Annotated in this window: 31 protein-coding genes and 2 pseudogenes; 18 read left to right on the top strand and 15 right to left on the bottom strand. The window is 54.3% G+C overall.

All coding sequences use genetic code 11. The features are described from left to right. The first annotated feature begins 361 nt into the window (after window positions 1-361). The gene (locus NP596_RS10800; RefSeq protein ID WP_256615364.1) at window positions 362-1,600 is read left to right on the top strand and encodes an NYN domain-containing protein; all 1,239 of its coding nucleotides are present in this window, start codon (window positions 362-364) and stop codon (window positions 1,598-1,600) included. A gap of 358 nt (window positions 1,601-1,958) precedes the next feature. Here the strand turns inward: NP596_RS10800 and rsmA are convergent, their stop codons facing one another. From rsmA to NP596_RS10815, 3 genes are read right to left on the bottom strand one after another with little or no spacing between them, the layout of a single operon-like run. Beyond that, window positions 1,959-2,744, bottom strand: a complete 786-nt coding sequence (gene rsmA, locus NP596_RS10805; RefSeq protein ID WP_256615365.1) for a 16S rRNA (adenine(1518)-N(6)/adenine(1519)-N(6))-dimethyltransferase RsmA — start codon at window positions 2,742-2,744, stop codon at window positions 1,959-1,961. After that, complete coding sequence (pdxA, locus tag NP596_RS10810; RefSeq protein ID WP_371927940.1) at window positions 2,741-3,742, bottom strand: 4-hydroxythreonine-4-phosphate dehydrogenase PdxA; 1,002 nt, start codon at window positions 3,740-3,742, stop codon at window positions 2,741-2,743. The genes rsmA and pdxA overlap by 4 nt, the downstream gene beginning before the upstream one ends. 42 nt (window positions 3,743-3,784) lie before the next feature. Continuing rightward, complete coding sequence (locus NP596_RS10815) at window positions 3,785-4,348, bottom strand: MarR family winged helix-turn-helix transcriptional regulator (RefSeq protein WP_256615366.1); 564 nt, start codon at window positions 4,346-4,348, stop codon at window positions 3,785-3,787. Between the two features lie 203 nt (window positions 4,349-4,551). On the opposite strand from NP596_RS10815, the gene NP596_RS10820 reads away from it, so the two are divergent. The 10 genes from NP596_RS10820 (at window position 4,552) to nirJ (ending at window position 11,442) form a co-directional block, all read left to right on the top strand. Further along, window positions 4,552-6,132, top strand: coding sequence for a nitrite reductase (locus NP596_RS10820; RefSeq protein ID WP_256615367.1), 1,581 nt, complete (start codon window positions 4,552-4,554; stop codon window positions 6,130-6,132). After that, entirely contained in the window at window positions 6,129-6,437 is a 309-nt protein-coding gene (locus NP596_RS10825; protein WP_256615368.1) for a c-type cytochrome, read from the top strand. Before NP596_RS10820 ends, NP596_RS10825 begins: the two co-directional genes overlap by 4 nt. A 3-nt stretch (window positions 6,438-6,440) precedes the next feature. Continuing rightward, window positions 6,441-6,749, top strand: coding sequence for a c-type cytochrome (locus tag NP596_RS10830; RefSeq protein ID WP_256615369.1), 309 nt, complete (start codon window positions 6,441-6,443; stop codon window positions 6,747-6,749). Beyond that, entirely contained in the window at window positions 6,746-7,162 is a 417-nt protein-coding gene (locus NP596_RS10835; RefSeq protein WP_256615370.1) for a DUF3465 domain-containing protein, read from the top strand. Before NP596_RS10830 ends, NP596_RS10835 begins: the two co-directional genes overlap by 4 nt. A gap of 84 nt (window positions 7,163-7,246) precedes the next feature. After that, a complete protein-coding gene (locus tag NP596_RS10840) occupies window positions 7,247-8,425 on the top strand; it encodes a cytochrome D1 domain-containing protein (protein WP_305891744.1) in 1,179 nt (392 codons plus the stop codon). Between the two features lie 3 nt (window positions 8,426-8,428). Continuing rightward, window positions 8,429-8,884, top strand: a complete 456-nt coding sequence (locus NP596_RS10845; protein WP_256615371.1) for an Lrp/AsnC family transcriptional regulator — start codon at window positions 8,429-8,431, stop codon at window positions 8,882-8,884. Beyond that, on the top strand, window positions 8,877-9,386 hold the full coding sequence (gene ahbB / locus NP596_RS10850) for a siroheme decarboxylase subunit beta (RefSeq protein ID WP_256615372.1): 510 nt from the start codon (window positions 8,877-8,879) through the stop codon (window positions 9,384-9,386). The genes NP596_RS10845 and ahbB (NP596_RS10850) overlap by 8 nt, the downstream gene beginning before the upstream one ends. Beyond that, window positions 9,379-9,822, top strand: a complete 444-nt coding sequence (locus NP596_RS10855) for an Lrp/AsnC family transcriptional regulator (protein WP_256615373.1) — start codon at window positions 9,379-9,381, stop codon at window positions 9,820-9,822. The genes ahbB (NP596_RS10850) and NP596_RS10855 overlap by 8 nt, the downstream gene beginning before the upstream one ends. Next, a complete protein-coding gene (gene ahbB / locus NP596_RS10860) occupies window positions 9,822-10,301 on the top strand; it encodes a siroheme decarboxylase subunit beta (protein WP_256615374.1) in 480 nt (159 codons plus the stop codon). Before NP596_RS10855 ends, ahbB (NP596_RS10860) begins: the two co-directional genes overlap by 1 nt. A gap of 1 nt (window position 10,302) precedes the next feature. Then, complete coding sequence (nirJ, locus tag NP596_RS10865) at window positions 10,303-11,442, top strand: heme d1 biosynthesis radical SAM protein NirJ (protein ID WP_256615375.1); 1,140 nt, start codon at window positions 10,303-10,305, stop codon at window positions 11,440-11,442. On the opposite strand, the gene NP596_RS10870 is transcribed toward nirJ, so the two are convergent. Then, on the bottom strand, window positions 11,439-12,089 hold the full coding sequence (locus NP596_RS10870; protein WP_256615376.1) for a hypothetical protein: 651 nt from the start codon (window positions 12,087-12,089) through the stop codon (window positions 11,439-11,441). The two genes, nirJ and NP596_RS10870, sit on opposite strands and share 4 nt — an antisense overlap. A gap of 327 nt (window positions 12,090-12,416) precedes the next feature. Between NP596_RS10870 and NP596_RS10875 the strand changes: the two genes are divergently transcribed. The 3 genes from NP596_RS10875 (at window position 12,417) to NP596_RS10885 (ending at window position 16,364) form a co-directional block, all read left to right on the top strand. Further along, the gene (locus tag NP596_RS10875; RefSeq protein WP_256615377.1) at window positions 12,417-15,161 is read left to right on the top strand and encodes an Hsp70 family protein; all 2,745 of its coding nucleotides are present in this window, start codon (window positions 12,417-12,419) and stop codon (window positions 15,159-15,161) included. Between the two features lie 720 nt (window positions 15,162-15,881). Beyond that, window positions 15,882-16,034, top strand: a complete 153-nt coding sequence (locus NP596_RS10880; protein WP_256615392.1) for a hypothetical protein — start codon at window positions 15,882-15,884, stop codon at window positions 16,032-16,034. Between the two features lie 9 nt (window positions 16,035-16,043). Beyond that, window positions 16,044-16,364: a YqfO family protein gene (locus tag NP596_RS10885; RefSeq protein ID WP_256615378.1), complete on the top strand. Its 321-nt coding sequence runs from the start codon at window positions 16,044-16,046 to the stop codon at window positions 16,362-16,364. 120 nt (window positions 16,365-16,484) lie between these two features. Here the strand turns inward: NP596_RS10885 and NP596_RS10890 are convergent, their stop codons facing one another. Both NP596_RS10890 and surE read right to left on the bottom strand, forming a co-directional pair. After that, window positions 16,485-17,147 (bottom strand): protein-L-isoaspartate(D-aspartate) O-methyltransferase, encoded by a 663-nt coding sequence (locus NP596_RS10890; protein WP_256615379.1) that lies wholly within the window; start codon window positions 17,145-17,147, stop codon window positions 16,485-16,487. Between the two features lie 2 nt (window positions 17,148-17,149). After that, window positions 17,150-17,899 (bottom strand): 5'/3'-nucleotidase SurE, encoded by a 750-nt coding sequence (surE, locus tag NP596_RS10895; RefSeq protein ID WP_256615380.1) that lies wholly within the window; start codon window positions 17,897-17,899, stop codon window positions 17,150-17,152. Between the two features lie 63 nt (window positions 17,900-17,962). Here surE and NP596_RS10900 point away from each other — a divergent pair, with 63 nt between their 5' ends. From NP596_RS10900 to NP596_RS10910, 3 genes are all read left to right on the top strand, one after another. Continuing rightward, a complete protein-coding gene (locus tag NP596_RS10900) occupies window positions 17,963-18,532 on the top strand; it encodes a Smr/MutS family protein (RefSeq protein ID WP_256615381.1) in 570 nt (189 codons plus the stop codon). A 10-nt stretch (window positions 18,533-18,542) separates the two neighbouring features. Beyond that, entirely contained in the window at window positions 18,543-19,058 is a 516-nt protein-coding gene (locus NP596_RS10905; protein WP_256615382.1) for a DNA-deoxyinosine glycosylase, read from the top strand. A 370-nt stretch (window positions 19,059-19,428) separates the two neighbouring features. Further along, window positions 19,429-20,016, top strand: a complete 588-nt coding sequence (locus tag NP596_RS10910) for a hypothetical protein (RefSeq protein WP_256615383.1) — start codon at window positions 19,429-19,431, stop codon at window positions 20,014-20,016. Here NP596_RS10910 and NP596_RS10915 read toward each other — a convergent pair. The 8 genes and pseudogenes from NP596_RS10915 to NP596_RS22045 all read right to left on the bottom strand — a co-directional run bounded on the left by NP596_RS10915 (window position 20,008) and on the right by NP596_RS22045 (window position 23,640). Then, window positions 20,008-20,664: a response regulator transcription factor gene (locus NP596_RS10915; protein WP_256615384.1), complete on the bottom strand. Its 657-nt coding sequence runs from the start codon at window positions 20,662-20,664 to the stop codon at window positions 20,008-20,010. The two genes, NP596_RS10910 and NP596_RS10915, sit on opposite strands and share 9 nt — an antisense overlap. Further along, on the bottom strand, window positions 20,661-20,882 hold the full coding sequence (locus NP596_RS22035; RefSeq protein WP_371927941.1) for an ATP-binding protein: 222 nt from the start codon (window positions 20,880-20,882) through the stop codon (window positions 20,661-20,663). Before NP596_RS22035 ends, NP596_RS10915 begins: the two co-directional genes overlap by 4 nt. Continuing rightward, window positions 20,830-21,624 carry a PAS domain S-box protein gene (locus tag NP596_RS10920; RefSeq protein ID WP_256615385.1) on the bottom strand — a complete coding sequence of 265 codons (795 nt, stop codon included), beginning with the start codon at window positions 21,622-21,624 and terminating at the stop codon, window positions 20,830-20,832. The genes NP596_RS22035 and NP596_RS10920 overlap by 53 nt, the downstream gene beginning before the upstream one ends. 117 nt (window positions 21,625-21,741) lie before the next feature. Next, window positions 21,742-21,807, bottom strand: a pseudogene (locus tag NP596_RS22040) (DUF2934 domain-containing protein); the annotation flags it as partial. After that, complete coding sequence (locus NP596_RS10925; protein ID WP_256615386.1) at window positions 21,808-21,936, bottom strand: hypothetical protein; 129 nt, start codon at window positions 21,934-21,936, stop codon at window positions 21,808-21,810. Between the two features lie 117 nt (window positions 21,937-22,053). Next, on the bottom strand, window positions 22,054-22,842 hold the full coding sequence (locus NP596_RS10930; RefSeq protein WP_256615387.1) for a hypothetical protein: 789 nt from the start codon (window positions 22,840-22,842) through the stop codon (window positions 22,054-22,056). A gap of 30 nt (window positions 22,843-22,872) precedes the next feature. After that, window positions 22,873-23,361 carry an Hsp20/alpha crystallin family protein gene (locus NP596_RS10935; protein WP_256615388.1) on the bottom strand — a complete coding sequence of 163 codons (489 nt, stop codon included), beginning with the start codon at window positions 23,359-23,361 and terminating at the stop codon, window positions 22,873-22,875. An 84-nt stretch (window positions 23,362-23,445) separates the two neighbouring features. Beyond that, window positions 23,446-23,640, bottom strand: a complete 195-nt coding sequence (locus NP596_RS22045) for a DUF2934 domain-containing protein (protein ID WP_371927942.1) — start codon at window positions 23,638-23,640, stop codon at window positions 23,446-23,448. A 454-nt stretch (window positions 23,641-24,094) separates the two neighbouring features. Here NP596_RS22045 and NP596_RS10945 point away from each other — a divergent pair. Beyond that, window positions 24,095-24,633 (top strand): annotated as a pseudogene (locus tag NP596_RS10945) (chemotaxis protein CheB). A 131-nt stretch (window positions 24,634-24,764) separates the two neighbouring features. On the opposite strand, the gene NP596_RS10950 reads toward NP596_RS10945, so the two are convergent. After that, on the bottom strand, window positions 24,765-25,580 hold the full coding sequence (locus NP596_RS10950; protein WP_256615389.1) for a DUF2797 domain-containing protein: 816 nt from the start codon (window positions 25,578-25,580) through the stop codon (window positions 24,765-24,767). Window positions 25,581-25,821 lie beyond the last annotated feature (241 nt).

Consider the following 25,821-nt stretch of genomic DNA (forward strand, 5'->3'; position numbering starts at 1 on the left):
CCTGACTAAGGTGTCGCTATCGCGACGGGTTATTTAAAGTCGGTTCTCGGACCGACGGCCGCGATACTTTCTTTTGCGCCGCCAAAAGAAAGTATCCAAAGAAAAGGCGGCCCGGATTCCGCCAATTTCCTGTGCTTCTCGCTTTTGACGAGGGTTTTCGAAGGGCCGTCCCTGGCCCTACGAAAACGAGCGGCATCCATGCCGCTCCCCTGCGGGCCTATTTCGCCAAAAGCTGCGATGCTCGGTGCGGAATAACGGGAGTAAACCTGTTACGAAATGGAAAGTGATTTGACGATTTTGTACGTTTGATACAAAAATGCTCGGAGCTTTGTCGAATTTTAGATAATTCAAGGAATCATAAATGCAGACAGTGGATAGGGTAGGGATTTTTGTTGACGTAGAAAATCTAACGCAATGGGTAAAGCAAGATGGTTTGGAGCAATTGATTGAAGAACTTACTTCCATGGGCGCCATCATTGTAAGACGGGCTTATGCAAAATGGACTCAGCCGAGTTTGACGCCTCATCAAAACATACTTAATCGTCTTGGCTTTGAATTAATTCATACGTTTCATCCTATAAGCGGTAAGAACTCTGCAGACATTCAAATAGTCGTTGATGTAATGGAGTACGCGTGGCGTGATCCAGATTTACGATGGATAGCGTTGGCAACTGGTGATTCAGATTTCAGTCCTTTGTTCAGGCGATTACGAGAAATGGGACGGCAAGTTGTCGGCGCTGGCCCACGTTCCGCACTCAGCGAATCAGTAAAAAGTTCATGTTCTCGTTTTATTTATTTAGAACGTGAAAAAAGCACAGAAAAAACTGACGAGGCTACTCTTGCTTCGGCGTTTGATGATGCTGCCGATTTGTTAGAAAAAGCTTTAGGAACTTTCGATGAGCCCGCCAATTGTTCAACTTTGAAAGCGCGGATGTTAAATATTGACAGCGCTTTTGATGAAAAAAAACTAGGGTTTAAGGGGTTTAACGACTTTGTAAATCAAGTGGATAGTGTTGAACTACATCAAAGCGGAAAATCGTGGCTTGTTTCATTCGTTAATCAAAAGGCTTTCGGTGTTTCGTCTCAAAGTGTAAATACTGAGCTTAGTAATAACCTTGCCCCGCACGATTTAGTCGATCAGTACCGGTCAATATTAAGAAATAAAGGCTGGCGGTCATTGCCGTTACCGATAATTGAAGAATGCTATTACCGACTGAAAGATTTAGATGTTATGACTCGTTCTGAGATGGCCGAACTTGCAATCGCCGGTGGCGAAGCAACAAAGTTTACAGCTGCAGACGTCAAAAAGGTTATGAGCATGCTAATGAAGGCAGGTGTAATTACGAAAGTTGAAAATCAGCATGGGCCTGACGGGGATGAAAGTTACTGGAAAGTTGCTTCGTTCTCAATTGAACAAGTGACATTTGCCATTGATCGTGCATTGGTCAGTCGACTGCTGTCTGGGCTTGATGAGTTTTCTGCACCGTTAAAAAAAGAAGGTATTGTTCCGTTGTTGCTCCAACGTTGGCCACAAGGAAAATTAGATATGCTCATTACAGAAGCGCGCCAGCTATGTCGCGCTTCTGATAGAAATCAGTAATCGATACAGGGGGGGTAAATCCCGTTATTCCGCCCCGAGCATCGCAGCTTTTGGCGAAATGGGCCCGCAGGGGAGCGGCATGGATGCCGCTCGTTTTCGTAGGGCCAGGGATGGTCCTTCGAAAACCCTCGTCAAAAGCGAGAAGCGCAGGACAAATCGGCAGGATAGCCGATTTGCATGCATCGCACCCGAAGGGCGAGGCACATGGATGTGTCGAGTGATTTTGGCGGAATCCGGGGGTCGTTTATTTTGGATACTTTTCTTTGGACAAGCAAAGAAAAGTATCCCGCTTGTCGGTGCGGGAACCGACTTTAAACAATCCGTCGCGATAGCGACACCATTGATTTGCTGTTTAAGGTTAGCTATTCCTCAAACTATGCCGACTAATCAAAGCAAACTCCCCCAACGACACCGATTCAGCCCGCAAATTAGCATCAATCCCCAATGCCGCTATCGCCTCTTCGCTGATAAAGTTTTTCAACGAATTGCGCAGGGTTTTGCGGCGTTGCGAAAACGCCTGGGTAACCAGCTGGCTGAAATGAAGAAAACTCCCGATTTCGACCGGCGGCTTGCCGTGCGGCACCAGGCGCACGATGGCCGACATGACTTGCGGGGCCGGACTGAAACTTTCCGGCGGTACGTCGAACAGCCATTCCGTTTCGCAAAAATACTGCATCATCACGCTGAGGCGGCCGTATTTTTTACTGCCGGGTTCGGCGCAAATCCGGTTCACCACTTCTTTTTGCAGCATGAAATGCATGTCTTCCACGCAGGCGGTGGTTTCCAGTAAATGAAACATTAGCGGGGTGGAGATGTTATAGGGCAGGTTGCCGATCACCCGCAGCTTTTGGCCGGCTGTCGCCAAGGCATTGAAGTCGAATTTCAACGCATCCGCACTGTGTATGCTGAGCCGGTCGTTGCCGGCAAACTGTTTTTTCAGATGAGCGACCAAGTCGCGGTCCAGTTCCACCACATCCAGCCTGACGCCCGTGTCCAGCAACGGCCGGGTTAGCGCCCCCAGGCCGGGGCCGATTTCAACCCAATGCTCGCCTGCTTGCGGATGGGCGTAATCCAGAATATCAGTGATGACGCGGTGGTCTTGCAGAAAATTCTGGCCGAAACGTTTGCGGGCGGTATGGGTCATTGTCTTGTTTGATGAGATGGGAGCATGTCTAAAGCCGTTTGCAAGGCAAATTGCAGGCTGCCGAGGCTGGCTTTGCCGGTGCCGGCCAGTTCCAACGCGGTGCCGTGGTCGACCGAGGTGCGGACGATGGGCAGACCCAGGGTGATGTTGACGGCTTGGCCGAAGCCTTTGTGTTTCAATACCGGCAGGCCTTGGTCGTGGTACATCGCCAGTACCACGTCGGCGGTGTCCAGATATTTCGGCGTGAACAGGGTGTCGGCGGGTAGCGGGCCGTATAGATTAATGCCCTCGCAACGCAGGGCTTCCAGCGTCGGCTCGATGATTTCGATTTCTTCGCGCCCCAGGTGGCCGTTTTCGCCGGCATGCGGATTCAGGCCGCAAACCAGTATTTTGGGCTTGATTATGGCGAAGCGCCGGCGCAGATCTTTATCCAGCAAGCGAATGATGTTTGTCAACAATTCCGGGCTAATCGCGGCGCTGACTTGCGAGAGCGGCAAATGCGTGGTGACCAGCGCCACCCGCAGACCCGGCGTGGCCAGCATCATCACCGGGGTGCCGCCGGTGATGGCGGCGATGAATTCGGTATGGCCGCTGAACGGGATGCCGGCGTCGTTGATGACGCCTTTATGCACCGGGGCGGTGACCATGGCGGCGAAGGTATTGTCCACACAGCCTTGCGTGGCCAGGCGGATGGTCTCCAATACGTAGGCGCTGTTGGCGGGGTTCAAGCGGCCGCAACGAGCCGGCTCGGCCAATGCGACCGGCAGCACTGTCAAGCCGCCCGCCGGCACGGGATCGGCCGGTTTATTGCGATCGAATGGCCGAATCGTTAGCGGCAAGCCCAGTTGTTCGGCCCGCTCTCGTAACAATTCCGGGTCGGCAATGGCCACCAGTTCGCAGGGTTGCGGCTGTTGCGCCAGCCGTATGCAAAGGTCGGGACCTATGCCGGCGGGTTCGCCGGGGGTCAAGGCAATGCGCGGGAAAATCATCGACGGCATGGCGGCGGCCCGAATTTTGGAAAAAGCGGCTTGGCGCCGGGCCTAGACAGGGGTATGTTCCTGGCAAATTTTTTCGCTGTCGTCGACGGTAAGCGTTTCTTGCGTCAGCTGACAGAAAAATTCGCCGTCTTTTTCGCTGAAATTGCGGCAGGTTTTGCATACCCCGAACGATTGCGATTGGTTGGCTTTTTGCAGCGCGGTCAGCGCTTGCTGAAACACGTTGGCATCGGTCAGTTCCTGGCCCGTGGTGCGCAGGATACCGGTAGCGCTGGAAAACAAATCGGAAGGCCGGGCTTGTTTAAGAACTTCGGCGCCTTCCGCCAGCAGGCGCAAATGAATCACCCGCTTGTCGTTGCCGTCCGGCGTTTTTTCGATGTAGCCTTTTTTTTCCAGGATGATCAGGGTCTGCGAGACGGTGCCGCGGGTCATGCCCAGATAATTGGCAACGGCCGCCGGGGTGTTGCTGTATTTGTTGGCTCGCGACAGGTAGTTCAAAACCTGAAAGTGTACGGGCTGCAAGCCCAGTTCCGTGCATTTTTTACGCTCTTCGGAGCGTATCAGCGCGGTCATGCATTCTATGAGTTCGTAAATGTCGGTTTGTGGCATGGGGTTATTTTATCATTGCTTTTGAGGTTGACAAGGGCCGGGTTACGCTGCTTTAATATCGACTCGATATTTTATAACATTCGGCCTTGAGTCAACCCAAATTTGAGCCATACTGGTGCGCTAAAGAGAGTGTCGCCAGGAATTTATGGTTTAATATTTTTGAGTTGGCTCTTTTTTTAATTTGCGGATGACAGGCATTCATTATGAAAAAAACGATAACAAGACGACTGAATCAATCCTTGCTGGCGGTTTCGATTGCAACGCTACTGTCATCCGGGGTGGCGATGGCAAAATCCGACGATATGCACCAGTTGTACGAAGATAATTGCGCCAGCTGCCACGGTTCCGATCATGGCGGCTATCTGGCGCCGGCATTAAATAGCGAAACCTTGAAAGGCCGCAGCCCCACCGCCTTGCGCACCATCGTCATGGCCGGCAGCTTCGATACCCTGATGCCGCCTTTCTACGGCAAGCTGAACGACGACGAGATCCGCGGCGTCATCAAACATCTGCAAGCGACCTCCAAACAGCCGAATCCGGCCTGGACTATCGACGATATGAAAAAATCGCTGAAAGTCTACGTCAAGGATGAAAGCACGTTACCCGCCAAACCGACTTTTCAAATCGACAACATCGATAACCTGATCGGCGTGGCGGCGCGCGGTAAATACGGCCGCGGCGAAGGCTCCAGAGCCATTTTTATCAACAGCGTCACGCATCAAAAAGTCGGCGAAGTACCGACCGGCGTGGCCGCGCATATCATCGATTTCAATCCGGCCAATCCGCGCTGGGCTTATGTGAAAACCGACACCGCCGAAATTTTTAAAGTGGATTTGTATTCGATGCAGGCGGTACGTAGCATCAAGACCGGCTGGAACGGCCCCGGCATGGGCGTGTCGCGCGACGGCAAATACATCATGGCCGGTTCCTTCGTGCCGCACAACGCGGTGATTCTGGATGCCGACACGCTGGAACCCTTGAAAACCTTTGAGCTGGAGGGCATAGATCCCGACGGCAAGATGGTGTCCTCCGATTCCGGCATGATCATCGGCACCCCGTATGCGGATATTTTTGCGATTGCGCTGGAAAATGCCGGCCAGGTCTGGATCGTCGATTATAAAAAAGAAGGCTTCCCGGTCACCAAAATCGAAAAAGTCGGCCGCCATTTGCATGACGCCTTCCTGACTCACGGCGGCAAAAAACTGATGGTGGCTTCGTATGACGACAGTATTGTCGCCGCGATCGATCTGGAAGAGCGTAAACTGATCAAGCAATTGCCGGCTGGTTGCGTGCCGCATGTCGGCGGCGGTTCAGCGGTGGTGGTCGACGGCCGCACGCTGGGCTTCGGCACCAACTTCGGCGATTGCGACAAGATGGTGGTCAGCGTCTGGGACTTGGACAAAATGGAAGTGGTCAAACAAATTCCGGTGTCCGGCGGTACCGAATCGCCGGCCGCGCACGCCAATGCGCCGTATGTGGCTGTAGATATCATCAGTAAGGACAGACGCGCCCGCACCGTGCAACTGATCGACAAGAAAACCCTGGAAGTCGTGAAAACCCTGGATGTCGGCGGACACGCCTATTTCCCGGAATACAGCGCCGACGGCAAGTTCCTGTATATCAGCGCCGGCTATAACGGCGATGAAGTAGTGGTCTACGATTCCAACACCCTGCAAAAAGTCGCCTCCGTGCCGATGGAAAGCCCGGCCGGTATTTTCTCCAGAGGCCGGGTCAAATACATGACCCGTGGCTTGTCGCCCGACGAAATGGAGCAATCAAAATGAAAATGAGACACTCTGTTTTCATACTGGCCGGCCTGTTGACCGCTGGCGGCAGTCAGGCGGCCAGTTTGTATGCCGGGCAAGCCAAAGCGGCCGCGGTATGCTCTCAATGCCACGGCATTCGCAACCCCAGCGCCGATGCGCCGTTTCCGCCCTTGGGCGGGCGCGATACCGAGTACCTGAAAACGGCCATCAAGCAGTATCGGGACAAGACGCGCGTATCGGAGATCATGAACGCTATTGCCGGCTCTTTGACCGACAAGGATATCAACGACATTGCGCATTATTACGGCAGCGTCAAGCCGTAAGCCATGCGTCCGGTCTGGCTGCTGGCTTTAGTATCGGCGGCTGTCCTTGCGGAGCAACCTACTCCGCAAAGACAGCAAGAGCTGATCGATCTGCTCAAGCACGATTGCGGTTCCTGCCACGGTTTGCCGCCCAAGGGCGGTCTGGGGCCGTCGTTAATGCCGGAGGCGTTGGCGAATAAAACCGACGCCTTTTTGCTTGAGGTAATCCAAAAGGGTAAAGCAGGGTCGGCCATGCCGCCGTGGCAACAATTTTTATCGCTCGAAGAAACCGCCTGGCTGGTCCAGCAGTTGCGGCAGGAGGGTTGGAAATGAATAAAGTCATTGCGTTGACCATGCTTTTACTGTTGGCCGGCGGGGTGCCGGGCGTATGGGCGGAAACCGCCAATGCGACAAACGATGCGATTCTGGAGCAAGCCTTTCGCGCTCATCGTAGCGATATCCAGATGCAAGGCGAAGGCGCGGTGATCAAAATATTGCCCGACGACAACCACGGCAGCCGCCATCAGCGCTTCATTCTGCGCCTGCAATCCGGCCGAACCGTGCTGGTTGCGCATAACATCGATCTAGCGCCCAAAATCGAAAACCTGCGGGTCGGCGATACGGTGTCTTTTTACGGCGAGTACGAATGGAGCGACAAAGGCGGTACCCTGCACTGGACCCATAGAGATCCGGGCCGGCGCCATGCCGATGGCTGGTTGAAGGTTGCCGGGCAGGTATATCAATAATCCAAGCCCATACTTGATATTTTTAGCGCTATTGCTGGCGGCATTAAGCCTTGGGGCTGATGCGCCGACTAAACATTCCCGATGATGAAATCTTTAATTTCCGTTTTGCCTTTGGTCTTTTCCTTATTGCTAAGCGCTTGCGGCCAAATGGAATTGCGCGCTACCGGCGATCTCGGCGTGGTGATAGAACGCGAAGCCGGCAGCGCGCAAATCGTCAATACCAGTAAGCCCGCCATGCTGAGCCGTATCGAAGGCTTGGGCGATTTGTCGCACGCCTCGGTGGTATTTTCCCGCGACCAGCGCTACGCCTACGTGTTCGGCCGCGACGGCGGTCTGACCAAGATCGATTTGCTGCGGGACGAGATAGTCAAACGCGTCGTGCAGGCCGGCAACAGCATAGGCGGGGCGATTTCCCAGGACGGCAAGATCATCGCCGTATCCAATTACACGCCGGGCGGCGTCAAGCTGTTCGATGCCGATACGCTGGAACAACTGGCCGAAATTCCGGCGGTTTATGGCGAAGACAATCAATTATCCAAGGTGGTCGGCTTGGTCGATGCGCCCGGCCAACGCTTCGTTTGCAGTTTGTTCGAAGGCAATGAAATCTGGCTGATAGACGCCAAAAATCCGCGCCAGCCGCAAGTGCAAAAATTCCAAAGTATCGGCAAACAACCCTACGACGCCTTGCTGACCCCGGACGGCCATTATTATCTTGCCGGCTTGTTCGGCGAAAAAGGCCTGGCCTTGTTGGATTTATGGCAGCCGGAGCTGGGCGTCAAACATATCCTGCAAGATTACGGCAAGGACGACGAGCAAACCCCGGTTTATAAAATGCCGCATCTGGAAGGCTGGACGGTGGCCGGCGACTGGCTGTTGGTGCCGGCCGTGGGCCGGCATGAAGTGTTGGTGATAGACAAGCGCGACTGGTCGCTGGCCAAACGCATTCCGGTGGCCGGTCAGCCGGTGTTCGTGATGTCGCGGCCGGACGGGCGGCAGGTGTGGGTGAATTTCGCCTTTCCGGATAATCAAAACGTACAGGTCATAGACGTCAAGGATTTTAGCGTCGTTAAAACTCTGCAACCCGGCAAGGCGGTGATGCACATGGAGTTTACCCCGCGCGGCGAAGCGGTGTGGTTGGCGGTGCGCGATGAAGACCGGGTGATGCTGTACGACACTGAAACACTCAGCGAAACCGCCCGCTTGCCGGCGCAAAAACCCAGCGGCATTTTCTTCAGCAACCGCGCCAATCAATTAGGTTTGTAAGCCATGTTGTCGCCGCTGCACAAACAACTTTTGAATAATTATCAGCAGGACTTTCCGCTCAGTCCCACGCCTTACCGCGACATCGCGGAACAGTTGGGCGTCAGCGAAGACGAAGTGTTGGCGGCGTTTCAAGTGCTGGCCGAGCAACAGCTGATCAGCCGCATCGGCCCGGTGATCGCGCCGAATGCCATCGGCAGCAGTGCGCTGGTGGCGATGGCGGTATCCGACGCCGATTTGGCCTGGGTGGCGGAACTGGTCAGCAGTTACCCCGAAGTCAACCACAATTACGAACGCGAAAACCGCTTTAATCTGTGGTTTGTGTTGATCGCCGACAACGACGAACATCTGCATGGCGTGATTGCCGATATCGAAGCCCGTAGCGGCTATCAGACCATGTTGTTGCCGATGCTGGCCGATTATTTCATCAACCTGGGTTTCGAGTTGAATCTGCATGATTGACGCCATCGATTTTCAGCTGATTGCCGCCGTGCAGGCCGGTTTGCCGATCGCGGCCCGGCCCTATGCGGCCATAGCCGCGCAATTGGCGCTTAGCGAGCAGGACGTGATAGACAGGTTAATGAATCTGAAATCTCAGGGCCTGATCAAGCGCTGGGGGGTGGTGGTCAAGCACAGGCAGCTGGGATACCGGGCCAATGCCATGATAGTGATGGACATTCCCGATGAACGGGTGGCGGAGCTTGGCCAGCAAATCAGCCGGTTCAGTTTCGTCAACCTGTGTTACCAACGGCCGCGACGGGGCGAAACCTGGCCGTATAACCTGTATTGCATGATACACGGCAAAAGCCGCGAGTTGGTGATGCAACAATGGGCTGCGCTGCAGCAAAGCTGCGGCTTATCCGGCATCGCCTTTGAAGTGCTGTTCAGCCGCCGTTGTTTCAAACAGCGGGGTGCTCTTTACCGGCAAGCCCGGCAGCCGCGCTTAGAGGCCAGCCATGGATGATACCGACAAGCTCATTATTAACGTATTGCAAAAGGGCTTTCCCATTTGCGAATCGCCATACAGGCAAGTCGCCGAGCAAATCGGTATCACGGAAGACCAGCTTCTGAGCAGATTGCAAACTCTGCTGGACGACGGAGTGTTGTCGCGCTTCGGGCCGATGTATCACGCCGAACAGATGGGCGGCGCCTTGACCCTGGCCGCTTTGAAAGTGCCGGAAGAACGCTTCGAGGAAGTCGCCGAGATCGTCAACGGCTTCCCGGAAGTGGCGCATAACTACGCCAGGAACCATACGCTGAATATGTGGTTTGTGCTGGCGACCGAAAGGCCCGAACAAGTGGAAAGCGCGATCGAACAAATCGAACGGCAAACCGGTTTGCCGGTCTACAACATGCCGAAAATCCGCGAATACTACGTGGGTTTGCAATTGGAAGTATGATGCAGATTGACGCTATCGATAGACAAATCATCCATGCCACCCAGGCTGGCTTGCCACTGGTGGCCGAGCCTTACCAGGCCATTGCCGAGCAACTGGGTTTGACGGCACCGGAGGTCATGCGGCGCATGGTGAACATGCAGGAAAGCGGAGTAATCCGCCGCATCGCCGCCGTGCCCAACCATTATAAAATCGGCTATTGCTACAACGGCATGACGGTCTGGGATGTCGAGGACGAACACGTGCACAGCCTGGGCCAGCGTGTCGCCGAATTACCCTTCGTCAGCCATTGTTACCAGCGCCCCAGGCATTTACCGGATTGGCCGTATAACCTGTTTGCCATGGTGCATGCAAAAACCGAACAGGACGCCGAGCGGCAAATTGCCGTCATCGCCGAGCTGCTGGGTGACGATGTGCGCCGGCACGCGGTGCTGTACAGCAGCAAAATACTCAAAAAAACCGGCTTAAGGATTGCGGGATAACATGTTCAGACTCAGCCAGTACATGCGGGAACTGTTGCAGCCGGCTCCGTTGGCGGTGGCGCGCAAACCGTCCGGGCCGGTGGTGATCTGGAACCTGATCCGCCGCTGCAACCTGACCTGCAAGCATTGCTACACCACCTCCGCCGACATCGATTTTCCGGGCGAATTGACCACCCCGGAAATTTTCACGGTGATGGACGATCTGAAAGCCTTCAAGGTGCCGGTATTGATTCTGTCCGGCGGCGAACCTTTATTGCATCCGGATATTTTTGCCATCTCTCAACGGGCCCGCGATATGGGCTTTTATGTGGCCTTGTCCAGTAACGGTACTTTGATCGATCAGCACAACATCGAACAGATTGCCGCGATCGACTACCAATACATCGGCGTCAGCCTGGACGGCATGCGCGAGGCGCACGATAAATTCCGGCAAAAACAAGGCTCCTTCGACGCCTCGCTGGCGGGCATTCGTTTATGCCGTGAGCATGGCATCAAGGCCGGGGTGCGTTTTACGCTGACCCAGGACAATGCCCACGATTTCGACGCCTTGCTGCAATTGATGGACGACGAAGACATCGATAAATTCTATCTGTCGCACCTGAATTACGGCGGCCGCGGCAACAAAAACCGCAAGGACGATGCCGCGTTTCAATTGACCCGGCAGGTGATGGACCGGCTTTTCGAGAAATCCCTGCAATGGGAACGACAAGGCCTGCATAGAGAGGTGGTGACCGGCAACAACGATGCCGACGCGGTGTATTTTCTGCATTGGGTCAAGCGCCTGTTTCCGGAGCAAGCCGAACATCTGCAGGCCAAACTGCGGCAATGGGGCGGCAACGCCTCCGGCGTCAATGTTGCCAACATCGACAATCTCGGCAATGTGCATCCCGATACCTTTTGGTGGCATTATGGCTTGGGCAATGTGAGGCAACGGCCTTTTTCCGAGATCTGGCGGGATGTGTCCGACCCTTTAATGGCCGGTTTGAAAGCCACGCCCAGGCCGTTGAAAGGCCGTTGCGGCAGCTGCGGTTATCAGGCTATTTGCAACGGTAACACCCGGGTGCGCGCCCATCAAATCAGCGGCGACTTTTGGGCCGAGGATCCCGGGTGTTATTTGCAGGACGAGGAGATTGTTGTTTAAGCGGACTGAATTGTTAAATTGCGTTTCATACCCGGTGCGCCGGTAAGCATCATCAGGCCGCTTACAAACAAAATTACCGCTCCGGGAATTGGAACCGGGTTAACCGGAATGTCGGAATTTATCCGCAATGACCCGTAGGTGCTTGGGCCGCTCATGTCCTCGCGTTCGTCGAACTGTCTGAAGTCAACCGCAAACCGTAAAATGTCATTGTTTTGCCCGTATACAATCTCAAGAACGTCGAACCAGCCGCCAAGCGTATTATTTCCGCGGCCATTTCCCGAAAAATCAAGTCCCGGTTTCGTGGGCGAATTAAATGGAAATCGAGTTGCCTGATCGTAAAACCCGACTGTGAGTTCATTGCCGTTGTTGGTATTTGTTGCGGCATCATAAGTAGGCGCGGCAAAGTTGAACGACCAAAGTTTTCCGTCGTCAAAATTAACCGTTACACCTTTATCGAAATTTTTGGATATCGAAAAGATACCTTCCACCCCATGGGTCCATAAGACTTCGCTGGCGCCTATCCCTCCGCCTACCCAGCTGCCCGGTTCCGCATTCAAGTAAACACTACCCGTTGTAGCCAGTCCGGCACGAGATGCATTGGAAAAAAATAAAAATGTAAAAATTGCTATGGCAATGACTTTCTTCATTATGAGTTCCTGATTAATGAGGTTGTGTGACATGATGTCGGCAAAATCAATTGACCTACTCTGTCGGTGCGTCCTAAAAATATTGCGCGAATATAGTAGCGCTAGTTTCCAGGTTAAGTCCACTACTGCCTGGATGAAAGCTGGAACTTGCATAGTGAGAAATTTAAAAGACTTGGGACGCCCTAAATCCGCGACCAAACTTGGTGAGTAACCGGTAAAGTATTCCCAGGGGCGAGTTTAAATTAGGCTGAAAGCAATGTGTAATAATAACCCCGTGCAGAGCTGTTATTCCTATTCAATCAAATAGCGTATTTTTTCAAACCACTTGTGAACAAACAAACACCTCAATATCTAGTCGGTATAGATCTCGGCACCACCCACACGGTTGCGGCTTATGCCGGCGTCAACGATCCCGAAAAGAAGATACATTTATTCGAAATCCCGCAGCTGGTGGCTTTGGGCGAAGTGGCCGCCCGGCCCCTGCTGCCTTCGGTGCGCTACCATCCGGCGGATGGCGAATTGCAGGCCGGCGCCGGCTTTTTAATCGCGGAAGACGGCGCGGTATTGGGCGAAGCGGCGCGGGTGTTGGGCGCCAAATCGCAAGGCCGGCTGGTGACCAGCGCCAAAAGCTGGTTGTCGCATACGTCCGTTGATCACACTGCTGCGATTTTGCCGTGGGGTAGCAACGACTCGGTATTCAAGGTGTCGCCGTTGGAAGCCAGCGCCAGTTATTTAAAGCATGTGCGTACTGTGTGGGAACAGCGTTTTCCGGATGCGCCGCTGCAACAGCAGCAAGTGGTGATTACCGTGCCGGCCTCGTTCGACGAATCGGCCCGTTCCTTGACCGTGGAAGCGGCCAAACTGGCCGGACTGACCGGCATCCGCTTATTGGAGGAGCCGCAAGCTGTGTGTTACGACTGGCTGCGCCGGCATGCCGGCAGCGTTGCCGATAGTTTGGCGGGCAGCCGCCTACTGTTGGTCTGCGATGTCGGCGGCGGCACCACGGATTTGACGCTGATTAAAGTCGAATACGGCACAGGCGAACCGCAATTGACGCGGATAGCGGTCGGCGACCATCTGATGTTGGGCGGCGACAATATCGACTTGGCCTTGGCGCATCTGGCGGAAAGCCGCTTGCGGGTAGGCGATAAAAAACTTTCCACGGCGGATTTATCGCAATTGCTAGAACAATGCCGCATTGCCAAGGAGCGCCTGTTGGCGGATGACGCGCCGGAGCAGATGCCGGTGACCTTGCTGGGCGGCGGCTCCAAACTGATAGGCGGCACCAAAAGCACGCAGTTGAGCCGAGAAGAAGTCAGACAAATTGCGTTGGACGGTTTTTTGCCGCTATCGGACTTATACGATTTACCGGACAAAAAACGCAGCGGGGTGGTGGAATTCGGCTTGCCCTACGCTGCGGAGCCGGCCATCAGCAAGCATATTGCCGCTTTTTTGCAATTGCATGCCGCCTCCGCCCGGGCGGCATTGAATGGCGAAAGCGGCGTGCCGGATGCCTTGCTGTTGAACGGCGGGGTGTTTCGCAGTCAGGCTTTGGTGCAACGCGTGACGGCGTTGTTGAGCAGTTGGCGGGACGGCCGCGCGCCGCATGTACTGGACAATCGCCATCCGGAACTGGCCGTGGCTTACGGCGCGGTCAGTTACGCCATGGCCCGGCAGGAGAAAAAACTCAAAATTGCCGGCGGCGCGGCGCGCAGTTATTTCCTGCAGATAGACACCCAACAGGGCAAGGATGCGGTGCGGCAAGGTGTCTGCATTCTGCCCAAGGGCAGCGAAGAAGGCCACGAGGTTTTATTGAACGACAGGCAGTTTGCCTTGCGGGTCGGCCAGCCGGTGCGTTTTCATTTGTTGTCCAGCAACGGCGACGGCGACTATCCCCCCGGTGCCTTGGTGCAAATAGATGACGAGCGCTTTCACAGTCTGCCGCCATTGGCGGTGGCGTTTGAAGGCGAGCAGAAAGTTGAAGTCATCGTGCAACTGTTGGCAACCTATACCGAGGTCGGCACCCTGCAATTGCAATGCGTAGCAGTAAACGATGCCAGCCAGCGCTGGGATGTGGAGTTTCAAATCCGCAAAAAGGCCCAGCTTAGCGTCAGCGCGGAATTACCCAGTCAATTGCCGCAGGCCTTGGAGAAAATTCAGGCCGTGTTCGGCGCCAAATCCAAACAAATCGATCCTCAGGCGGTTAAAACCCTGCGCGCGGATCTGGAAAAAATTCTGGCCGCGCCGCGCGGCGATTGGCAAACGCCGCTATTGCGGGAATTATTCGGCGCCCTGCTGGAAGGCGGCAAATACCGCCGCCGCAGCGAGCAGCACGAACGTCTGTGGCTGAGTTTAAGCGGCTTTTGCCTGCGGCCCGGTTTCGGTTATCCGCTGGACGATTGGCGGGCCGAACAGCTATGGAAGCTGTATCCGGAAGGCCTGCAGTTCGTCAACGAAAAACAGAACTGGACCGAATGGTGGACGCTGTGGCGGCGGGTGGCCGGCGGTTTGAACGCCGAGGCGCAGCAACGCATTTTTAAGGACATCGCCAAATTCATCAATCCGGCCGCCGCCCGTCAGGCCGGGGTGGCCAAACAATTGGCGATGCGCGGTTACGAAGACATGGTGCGACTGGCGGCAGCGCTGGAGCGCCTGCCGGTGGCCGACAAAATCCAATTGGGCGGTTGGCTGCTGAAACGCCTGGAAAAAGCCGGCGAGCCGGAATCCAGCTGGTGGGCGCTGGGCCGGATCGGCGGGCGGATTCTATTCCACGGCAATAACCACGACGTCATCGCGCCGGTTATCGCGGCGGATTGGCTGGGGCAATTGCTGAAAGCAGACTGGAAGAAACAGCCGCAAGCCGGCTTCGCCGCCACCCTGCTGGCCCGACGTTGCGATGATAGAGTGCGCGATATCGACGACGATTTGCGCCTGCAGGTGCTGGACAAACTCAAACAAGCCAAGGCCGCCACGTCCTGGCAGGAGATGGTCGCAGAATACAAACAGCTGGACGAGAGTCAGGAGAAACAGGTATTCGGCGAAGCCTTGCCACCCGGCTTGCGGTTGATTTAGATACAGCGCAATTAGCTTGGTAGCTGGCTGCTTGTATAGCGATACGGTAACTACTCCCCCATAAATACTCAAAAAAACTTGACAGGTTTTAAATTTGTTCCGGTAATCATCCGTAAATCGTTGCCGTGGCATAGGTTGCTTGTCGCTTGATCGAAAAAATCAACCTGATTGGCAAGCTCCTTCAGCTAACTCAATGGTAAACCCCGAAAATCGTCATTTCGGCAGGGATTGCAGGAATCCAGACTATCGAAGCTTACCATCCGTGGCACTGGAGCCCGCATCCCCCCGTTCAAGCCGGGGGCAGGCTCTGCGAGCATGACGGCGTTTTTGGCTTTGCTGAAGCATCTTGCTAATCAGAAAAATCAGTGCGGCAAAATAATTCGTTTTCAAGCCTATCTTTTCAAAACGGCGACAGCCCCTAATACGTTAATCACATAGCCGAGCCCGCACTCGCGCTTTTCATTAATCCTAAAAAAGTCAGTTTTTAGGTTAATCCCTGCTATTTAGCTTAAACAATATCCGCCAAAAATCTATCCGCAACACCACATCCTGAACTGCTAAGAGAAGTTTGAGATAAAAATTTGTTCTTTTTTTGTTTTCATCTATACTCAGTAAAAACAAAAGAAAAACATTTTGGCTGCCGCGTAACTTCCTCAGAAGCAAGGCGGCCCGAACCGGATTATCCGTATTTAAGACAGAAAAACATCGGGAGAATCAATCGTGATGCAACATTCCGTTCATATGAAAGACCAAAAAGCCAATCAAATTGCCATGCGCAGCCGGCAATACCGGCAATTCGCCATCAATCGAATAGAAGATCTGACCGTGGTGGTCGTGTTATGGGGCGTGTTTTTACTGGCCGGCGCCAGTTAAAATACAGCCATGTATCAACTGACTTTTTATGTCCCCGCCAGCCACCTGGATCAAGTTAAGAATGCTCTGTTTGCAGCGGGTGCGGGACAATTTAACGATTACGACCAATGCGCCTGGCAAACCTTGGGCCAAGGCCAGTTCCGGCCGCTGGCGGACAGCCAACCTTTTCTGGGACAGATTGGAAAACTGGAACGGGTAGCGGAATACAAAGTGGAAATGATTTGTACCGACGAGCGGATCAAAGCCGCAGTCGCGGCCTTGCTAGCCGCTCACCCCTATCAGCAGCCGGCCTATGCGATTTACAAACTTCACGATGCAGCCGATTTATAAATGCCGGCAGTACGGCGATTGGGCGACAAAACCGACAGCCTAGTCGAATAACGAACTGAAAGCCGGATACGCGTCGACTAAACGACGCGTCTTAATCGGGCTCCATCTTAAAAAGAGCGGCTACTGGCTGACGCCGGATAAAAACGGCACGAAGACGACCGGTTCGAGGATTTCGTCTTCAAAACCGTTTTCGGTGCGGGTGATGCGGTGCAGGTCTTGCCGGCCTTCCCTGCCGACCGGAATCACCATCACGCCGCCGACGGCCATTTGTTCCAGCAGCGCCTCCGGAATTTCGGCCGGCGCGGCGGCGGCCAATATGCCGTCGAACGGCGCATGTTCCGGCCAGCCCCAGCCGCCGTCGCTATGCTTGAAACCGACCGTTTTGATGCCCAATTCCCACAGCAAATCGCGGGCTTTTTTCATCAAGGGCGCGATGCGTTCCACCGAATATAACTGATCCACCAGCTTGGCCAATATGGCGGTTTGATAGCCGCAGCCGGTGCCGATTTCCAAGACTTTGCTTCGCGGGCCCTTTTCCAGCAACAACTCGGTCATTCTGGCAACGATATAGGGCTGGGAAATGGTTTGATTATGGCCGATAGGTAAGGCGGTGTCTTCATAGGCGCGGCTTTCCAGCGCCTCATCGACAAACACATGGCGGGGAATCTCCGCCATGACGGCCAACACCTTGCTATTGGCTATGCCTTGCGCCCGCAACCGGGATACCATGCGTTCGCGGGTGCGCCGAGAGGTCATGCCGGTACCTTGCAAACGTTGCTTCATGTTTATGCCTCTGTTGTCAGCCACTCGCGCAGCCCTTCCAAACGGTCGAACCGGGTCAAATCCAGTTGTAAAGGCGTGACGGAGACATAGCCGTTACGAATCGCATCGAAATCCGTGCCCGGCCCGGCATCCTGTTCGCTGCCCGGCGGCCCCACCCAGTAAATGGTCTGCCCGCGCGGATCGCTGGAGCGAATCACCGCTTCGGCCTTATGCCGTTGCCCCAGCCGGGTGGATTGGAACCCCTTGAGCTGATCGAAGGGTAGATCGGGCACGTTTACATTCAACAAAGTGTCGTCGGGTAAGGGGTGGTTCTGGATTTTCTTTAACAGCACCACGGCCACTTGCGCGGCGGTATCGAAATGCTTGGGGTCGCTGCCGGCCAGGGAAATGGCCACCGCCGGCAAACCGAGAAAGCGGCCCTCGGTGGCGGCGGCCACGGTACCGGAATACACCACATCGTCGCCCAGGTTGGCGCCATGGTTGATGCCGGCGAACACCATATCCGGTTCGCGCGCCAGCAAGCCGGTAATGGCCAGATGCACGCAATCGGTCGGCGTGCCGTCCACCCGTACGAAGCCGTTGTCGCAGGCCGTGGCCCGGAGCGGCATATCCAGCGTCAACGAATTGCTGGCGGCACTGCGGTTTTTATCCGGCGCCACCACCGAGACATCGGCGTGGGCTTGCAAGGCGGCCGCCAACGCATTGATGCCTTGAGCCAAATATCCATCGTCGTTGCTGATCAGAATGTGCATACTGCTGTGAATGGCTTAAAATGCGCCCATATTAGCAAAAAAACCGCAAAACCAGCAGCTTACGTGACAAAAAAACCCACTCACACAGACGATAGCGCCTTATTCAGAAACGCGATCGGCAAAGTCAGGCCCGTGGACACCAATACGGTAGTTCTGAAGCCCGACAAAAAACCCCGCCCGCTGCCCGCCGTTAAAGCGCTGGAGCAGGTCGATCCCTTGCAGAATGAAGTGGCCGACAGCCTGGAAACCCTGTATCAGGAAGACAAGGTGGGATTTATCGCCCCCGGCCTGCAAAAAAATGTGCTGAAGAAACTGCGCAAGGGCTACTACGGGGTGGACGCGGAAATGGATTTGCACGGCCTGAGCAGTCGCGACGCCCAACGAGAACTACTGCGCTTTCTGCATTTTTGCGTGGAAGACGGCTGCCGCTGCGTGCAAATCATCCACGGTAAAGGCTATAACTCGCCGGACAACCAGCCGGTGCTGAAAAACGACATCAACCTGTGGTTGCGCCAGCACCAGGACGTGCTGGCGTTTTGCTCCACTCCGCCCAAAGCCGGCGGCACCGGCGCCCTGTATGTGCTACTGCGCTTCTCCGATAAATTCGGCCAAGCGGAGGACGGGCTGGAATAGCCCCCGGTTTATGTCGGCTATCCGAAGCTTTCCGCCCATTGCCGGTAAAAACGCCCGCATCCTGATTTTGGGCAGCATCCCCGGCAAGGCTTCGCTGGAAGCCGGAGAATATTACGCCCACCCCCGCAACCAATTCTGGCCCATCATGGCCGAATTGCTGGCTTGCGGCCCGTTGCCGGACTACCCAAGCAAAACCCGAGCCCTGCTCGACGCCGACATCGCCTTGTGGGATGTGATGCAATCCTGCTACCGCCCCGGCAGCCTGGATGCGGCTATCGAAAAGAGCTCGGTTGTCGCCAACGACTTTAAAGGGTTCTTGGCCAGCCATCCGCGCATTCGGCGCATTTTCTTCAACGGCGCCACCGCCGAGCAGGCTTTCCGGCGTCTGGTACTGCCGGATTTGCGTCATTCCACGCTGTGTTTACAACGTCTGCCTTCGACCAGCCCGGCCCACGCCGCCTTGTCTTTGCAAGAAAAACTGCGATGCTGGTCGGTCATCGTACCCGCGCCAAGCCAGCCCCATTGAATGATAGTTTAGACGGCATTTTCCGCCCTTGAAATTTAGCGGGTATTACGTCGTTAAAGACAGGCGAATACCGGAAAGACGTTACCCATGGTTGCGCCGGAACTATTGAATTCGAATATTGATTATTAGCCGTTAGGATTCTATGAGAATGTAACGCTACCGCTTCGAATATCGACCCTAGGGTTTCGTCAAAAATAACATCCCCCGTATTTTCGTGGATGGTTGCCGGTAGGAGGGGCTTTAGCCCCATCAAGGCGCTCATCGCGGCTAAAGCCGCTCCTACGAAGGCAATATATTTCGGTAAGTTGTTTCCAACCATATCCTTACAGGTTGGATTTTTTCACCCGCTTTATCAGCCACGTACTTAATTATGACGACCGAACTCGAAGCGTTACTGGCCAAAATGAAGAGCTTGGAAAATGAACTGATCGAGGAACTGCAAAAGCAGGAGAAAATTTTTTCATACGAAATTCGTAAGCGCAAAGTCTATTTCGAAGAAAATGCCATTATCCGGGATAAGGAATATATAAAAACCCTGTATCTCTATTTGCGGGATGCGCCGATAAAACACATCGTCAGCGCGCCTTTCATATGGAGCTGTCTGATCCCCGCCCTGCTCCTGGATGCGTTTTGCAGTTTGTATCAATGGACTTGCTTTCCGATTTACGGCATTCCGAAAGTGCGGCGGCAAGATTACATTGCCTTTGACCGGGAATATTTAAACTATTTGAATTTCATCGAAAAAATCAACTGCGCCTATTGTAGCTACATGAACGGCCTGTTTGCTTATTTGCAGGAAATAGCCGGGCGAACCGAACAATTCTGGTGCCCCATTAAACATGCCCGGCGCATAAAAAACCTGCATAGCCGATATTATAAATTTTTTAATTACGGCAACGCCGCCGAATATCGATCGAAAGTCGCCATGATCAGACGCGACTTTTCGGATTTAGAATGAGCCGCTTGCTTCGGCATCTCCGGCGTTAACCGCCAAGCCGCACTCATGCGCAACTCTCGCCAAATCGAGCGCATTGGCAACGCCCATTTTTTCCATCAGCCGCGATCTATGGATTTCTACCGTGCGATGGCTGATACCCAGCAGACGCGCGCTATCCTTGCTGGTGTGCCCCGCCAGAATTAACGACATGATTTGACGCTCCCGATTTGTCAACGTCCTCACTCGCCCTTCAATCTCGTGGCGGCGTTCTAGCTGAGTATGCCGCAAGCAGGCCACTTGCAAGGCATCGTCAACGCTGGCCAAAAGTTTTTTTTGCGTGATGGGCTTGGTTAAAAAATCCAACGCCCCCGCCTTGATAGCCCTCACGCTCTTGGGAATGTCGCCGTGTCCCGTCAGAAAGATAATAGGCAACGAAAATTCCCGTTCCATCATCGCCTGCTGTAGTTGCAGCCCATCCATGCCGGGCATCTGTATGTCGATAATGGCGCAGCCGATGTCATCCGGCGTGACTGCCGCGAGAAATGCGTTTGCGCTATCAAACGCTACCACCGAGAAACCTTCCGTCTCCAGCATCAAGGACAAGGCATCACGAATGCCGGCATCGTCATCGATAATGAAAACCCGGGCGGCGGGACCGGTTCGATTCATCGTCCGATCGGAGCGAACGGTAAGGTGAAATGGAATATGGCCCCGGTTTCGGCCAGCGCATCCATCCAAAGTTGCCCGCCGTTAGCCTCGACCAGAGAGCGGCTAATGGCCAACCCCAGTCCGCTGCCATTGCGTTTGGTGGTAAAAAAAGGCTCAAAAACCCGTTTAACCGCCTCGCGATCGAGCCCGGGCCCGCTGGGCCTGCTCCACCAGGCCATTTAACGCACGTTGCAATGTCTTGGCGCTGACCTCGTCTTTATTCAGAGAACGCAACGCCACTTCGCCGTAAGCGGAAATGGCCGCCAACGGCTGGTTGAGATCGTGAGCGATTGCGGCGGCGGTTTGAATGGCCACTTGTTGTTTGATCAATGCGTCCATTTCGTGGCGTTGCCGCTGCAATTGCCGCTCGAGCGACTTACGCCGCGATATATCGGTCATTATCGTGTGAATGACGGCCGGCAACCCGTCATCGTCCGGGCTTACGCGGCTTTCCAGCTGTATATCGATGACGCCGCCATCCGCGCGTTTAACCCCGAGCTCGGCGATGAGATTGCCGCTCGATAGAAATGTTTGCTGCAAATAATGCCGAAATGCCCGCCGATCCGTCAAATAAGCGGCCATGGAGCGGCCCATGATGCTGCCCCGCTCTACACCCAATAACGCCGCTCCGGTTAAATTGATTTCAACCACCCGCCCGCTCTTTTCAAGCATGAGATAGCCGACCGGCGCAAAATCGTACAATTCCGTATAGCGCCGCAGGGCACTCTGGCTATCTGCCTGCGCATTCTTTAGCTCTTGGTTCTGCATCTCCAGCTCGAGCGCGTACACATCCATCTCGTGTATCAGCTTGCAGGAAGTGCCTTGGTCATGGCAATGCCCGGCAACCGGTTGTTCCGCCACGCATTGCTCCGCCCGGTCGCGAAGACTTTTATTGACGGGCGGCATCGTCGGCTTGTTCATGCCAGACCTCCGGCGGACTTTTTGGAAACATGGCAATCGGCGTTAATCATTTAGCGAAAAAATCGGTCATATCGATACGTGCCCTCCTCGACCCATGCCGGCAGGCAAAATTCGAGGCTAGCGCGGGACGAACTCCCGCTCCGCCTCCAGCCAATCATCCAGTTCGTAGCCGGGTACGAAACCTCATTTTTCCGCCTTGAAATAAGCCAGCCTGGCTATTCCGTCATCGAAACAGGGTAGCTGTATTACTACCACGATATCTTCGGGATGCGCGCTATATTTTTTCTTCTGTCTTTTGTTGGTTGTTGTCATGGTTGACCTCTATCCAAAAAAGTTTGCCGTAAAAACTGGGCCTTACTGAATGCAATAAAACCCAACATATTGATTTTGTTGGGCCACATTACGCTAATCCAACCTGCATTTTGGCATTTACGACAGCCGCCAAATTGAGCTCCTATCGGCCGGCGCGGCTGTTTGAGCTTCGCCATCCGGCGGCTGCATGAGCTGCCTGCGAAAACAAGCGGGCGGCTGGGTATTCGGCACGCAGGCAATATGCTGCCCTTGTTCCAGTATCTCGACAATAGCGTCATATTCGATGATTTGGTTTTCCGCGGCCAAAATAGCATCCGCCAAACCGGTAATGGCCCGCCAGTGGGAGGGTTCGCTAACAAATCGGCAAGCGGCCTGGAATAAGTCGGAAATTTTGTTGTCCTTTAGAGCATTTCCGCGCAAAAAACAATCGATATACTCGTTAATCGCCTCCAAATCCGATGCGCCGCCATAAAAATGCAAGGAATCCAAATGGACCAAATCGAAATTATGGGGCTCATCATCCCGTAAGGACACGTATTTGGCTTCCGCCACGGGGCCAATCAACAAATTAAACATATCGGCCTCAAAAGCGCGTGCATAATCCTGTTTTTGCGCCGGGGTAAAATGTTTGACCGCTTCCTGAAACGAGTAGGGCAAGGCGTGAATCAGGCGGCCGCCCTCTATTTGGGCGGAACACTGCTTATTGGCATGGCCCGATAGCCAAGAAGCGTTTCCCCCGCTTGCGGAGGATTGAATATAAATCCGGAAGAACACCACCGGCAGGGCTTTTTGCCTGTTGCCGAAATAAATGCCGGCGGCGTGCCCCGCTTCATGTATGGCGGTCTCCCGGCCGATTTCTTTCTGCCCCAATGAGTCCGGGGTATGCAAATTCTGCGAACGTTTCATGTCGACATCCCTCAAAATTCAGCGCACGAATCAATCGGTAATTTCGATGGTCTTACGTTTGCTTTGCTCCGTTTTAGGGATAATCACCTTCAGCACGCCATCTTTAAAAGACGCTGTTGCATTGTCGCCGTCTACATTGACAGGCAGGGAAATGCTGCGTTGAAATTCGCCACGGGATATTTCCCGGCGGAAGTACCGGCCCTCGTCCGCCTTTGACGCCTGTTCCGCGGAGGCGCGGATGGTGATGGTTTGATTGTTGATCGTCACATCCAGATTGTCTTTACTGATGCCCGGCAAAGCAGCCTGAACTTCTATCTCGGTGTCGCGATCGAGAATATCCACTTTGGGAACCCCTTTCTCGAACCCGGCCGGAAAATTCCAATCCAGCAACCGCGGCCATTTACGCAATAAAAAATCGTCAAAAAAATTATCCAGCTCGCTTATCGAAAACAAGCTGCCGGATGCGGCGGCGGGTAATAATTCAGCGGATTTTTTAATCTCTTTTTCTGTAGTGCTCATGGCTTACTCCGGACTTTGTCAAATTTTCAGTATGGACGGCCCCGCCGCAAGGCGAGATCGCTGCTGGCTGCAATCGAACGCTTGTCAATCGAACAACAATTCTTTCTCGGCTTCAAGCCAATCCTGTAATTCGTAACCGGGCTGAAAACCGCGGCTTTCCGCCTTGTAATACGCCAGCTCGGCGATGCGTTCGTCGATCTCCGGCACGGGAACCGCTTCGGCCGCTTCTTCTTCGTTGGCCGGTAATTTTTGCGGGGCTTGTTTGGTTTTTTCCGTCATGGCGTTCTCCCGTATCGTTATTTATTGGATGCATGATTAATATTAGCGCTGCCGGAAAAGCCGGAAACCGCGCTTCCGGCACGATTTCGACCGGACGCTTCGGGAGAAACGCAAAGGCTTACCCCGCCGCCGAACCGGTGCTTTCCAGGCCATCTCAAGCTTGCCGGCAGGGTTTAACCGGCATGACCCATAACGCATCATGTAACTGAATTAGCAAGTGTTTTTTACTTTACCTCTTACCCTGGCAGATTAATATACGTACTAGTACGTATCCATAAACCCCGATTCCGAAAGTAAAAAATTCGGCCGGTTACCTTCATGGGTCGGGGCGATTTTTAAAGCGTTAGGGAGTTACTGCAACATGTGCAAGACTTTTGAATGAATACGCGACGGGCAAACCGGATTAGGCACGGTTTCCCGTTCGGCAACAAAACCAAGAGAGTGAACATAACCCATGACCAACCCTCGTAACAATCCGCCTGCAACCGCCCCTGTTAGTTCCAAGCCAAACCCTAATCTTGCCAAGCGAACCGCGGCCGATACCCCGCCCATCATCGGCATTGGCGCCTCGGCGGGCGGGCTGGAAGCCTTGGAAGCGTTTTTGTCCAACGTACCCGCCAAAAGCGGATTGGCTTTTATCGTCATTCAGCATCTCGATCCGACGTTAGCCCGCGCCCGCGCCTGCCGATCGATTTCTTTTTCCGGACTCTGGTGGATGACCGCCGCGAACGCGCCATTGGCGTGATCCTGTCCGGCATGGGTAGCGACGGCACGCTAGGTTTAGGGGCCATTAAAGAAAACGCCGGGCTGGCTTTAGTCCAAGAACCCGCATCGGCCAAATTCGATACCATGCAGCGGAATGCGATAGAGGCCGGCCTGGCGGACATTATTGCGCCGGCCCAGGAATTACCCCTGCATATTTTATGCCTTCGTGCATCATACCCCGCGCGGCATACCCTCCACCGTCAACCCCGAGTCGATCCGGCCGCTTAAGTCGCAAAGCGCGCTAGAGCAGATCATCATTCTATTACGGGAGCATACCGGCAACGATTTTTCCCTGTACAAAAAAATACCCTTATTCGACCCAACTGTTCAAACTGATTCCCGGCGATACCGGGCAACGCCTAACATGACACCTCCACCTCGTATCCGCTGAATTTGCGGATATTGATTACGCCGCTGTCCAACAACAGATACTGGCCCTTGATGCCTTGCAGCACTCCAGACACTTCCGGGTCTTTGTCCAGGTTAAAGGATTTGACCTTGGCCGGGTATTGCAGCACCGGGTATTCGATATGCAGCGTTTCGGCATCGGCCAAAAATGTGATCGCCTCGCTACCGAACCGTTCGGCAATGGCCGCCAGGCTGTCGGTGCATTTCGCCAGCAATTCGTCCCGCTGCGCCGGCAAATCCAGCGGCTTGACGTTGTTTTTCAACATTTGTTGCCAACTGGTTTTGTCGCTGACATGGGCTGCCAAGGCCACTTCGATCAAGCCCGAAATATGCCGGGAGGCGACCTGAAACACCGGCATGGCCTGCACCGCGCCTTGATCGATCCAGCGGGTCGGGGTTTGCGAGCGGCGGGTGATGCCCACCTTGATGCCGGAAGAGTTGGCCAGATAAACGATGTGCGGCTGAAAGCAAAATTCCTCGCCCCAACCGGGTTCGCGGCAGGTACCGGCGGCATAGTGGCAGGTTTCCGGCTTCATGATGCACATATCGCATTGCGCCAGCTTGATGAAGCAGGGGTAGCAATAGCCCTGGTTGAAACTTTTATTGGTCTTTTTTTGGCAATGCACGCAAAAAATCCGCCCGCTATGGCGCAGCCGAATGGGTTGTCCCAGCAGCGGATTCAAGTCCATCTCGTCGTCGCCCACCGGCAACCGGTAAGCGACCGTGTCCGCCAATTGCGCGGTCATTTTCTGTAAACTGCCTAACACCGTATTAACCTCGTTCCGTCAATTCAATTGGCTATAATGACAGCGTTTTCGATTTGTACAAGGCTGAAATGAAGACGGCTTGCCGCCTTCCTTCGCAGCCGCTTCCTTCAGCAGAGTACCTACCGCCATCCGCGAAACCAACCTGTGGCCATTAGTCCCAAACCTATTACCCCCCGTCAAAAACCCGCCGCGCGCAAGGTCGCGCGGCCGGAAAAATCGCCGGCGGCCGTTGCCAAAAAAC

This window comes from Methylomonas rivi, from assembly GCF_024505165.1.
Taxonomy (GTDB): domain Bacteria; phylum Pseudomonadota; class Gammaproteobacteria; order Methylococcales; family Methylomonadaceae; genus Methylomonas; species Methylomonas rivi.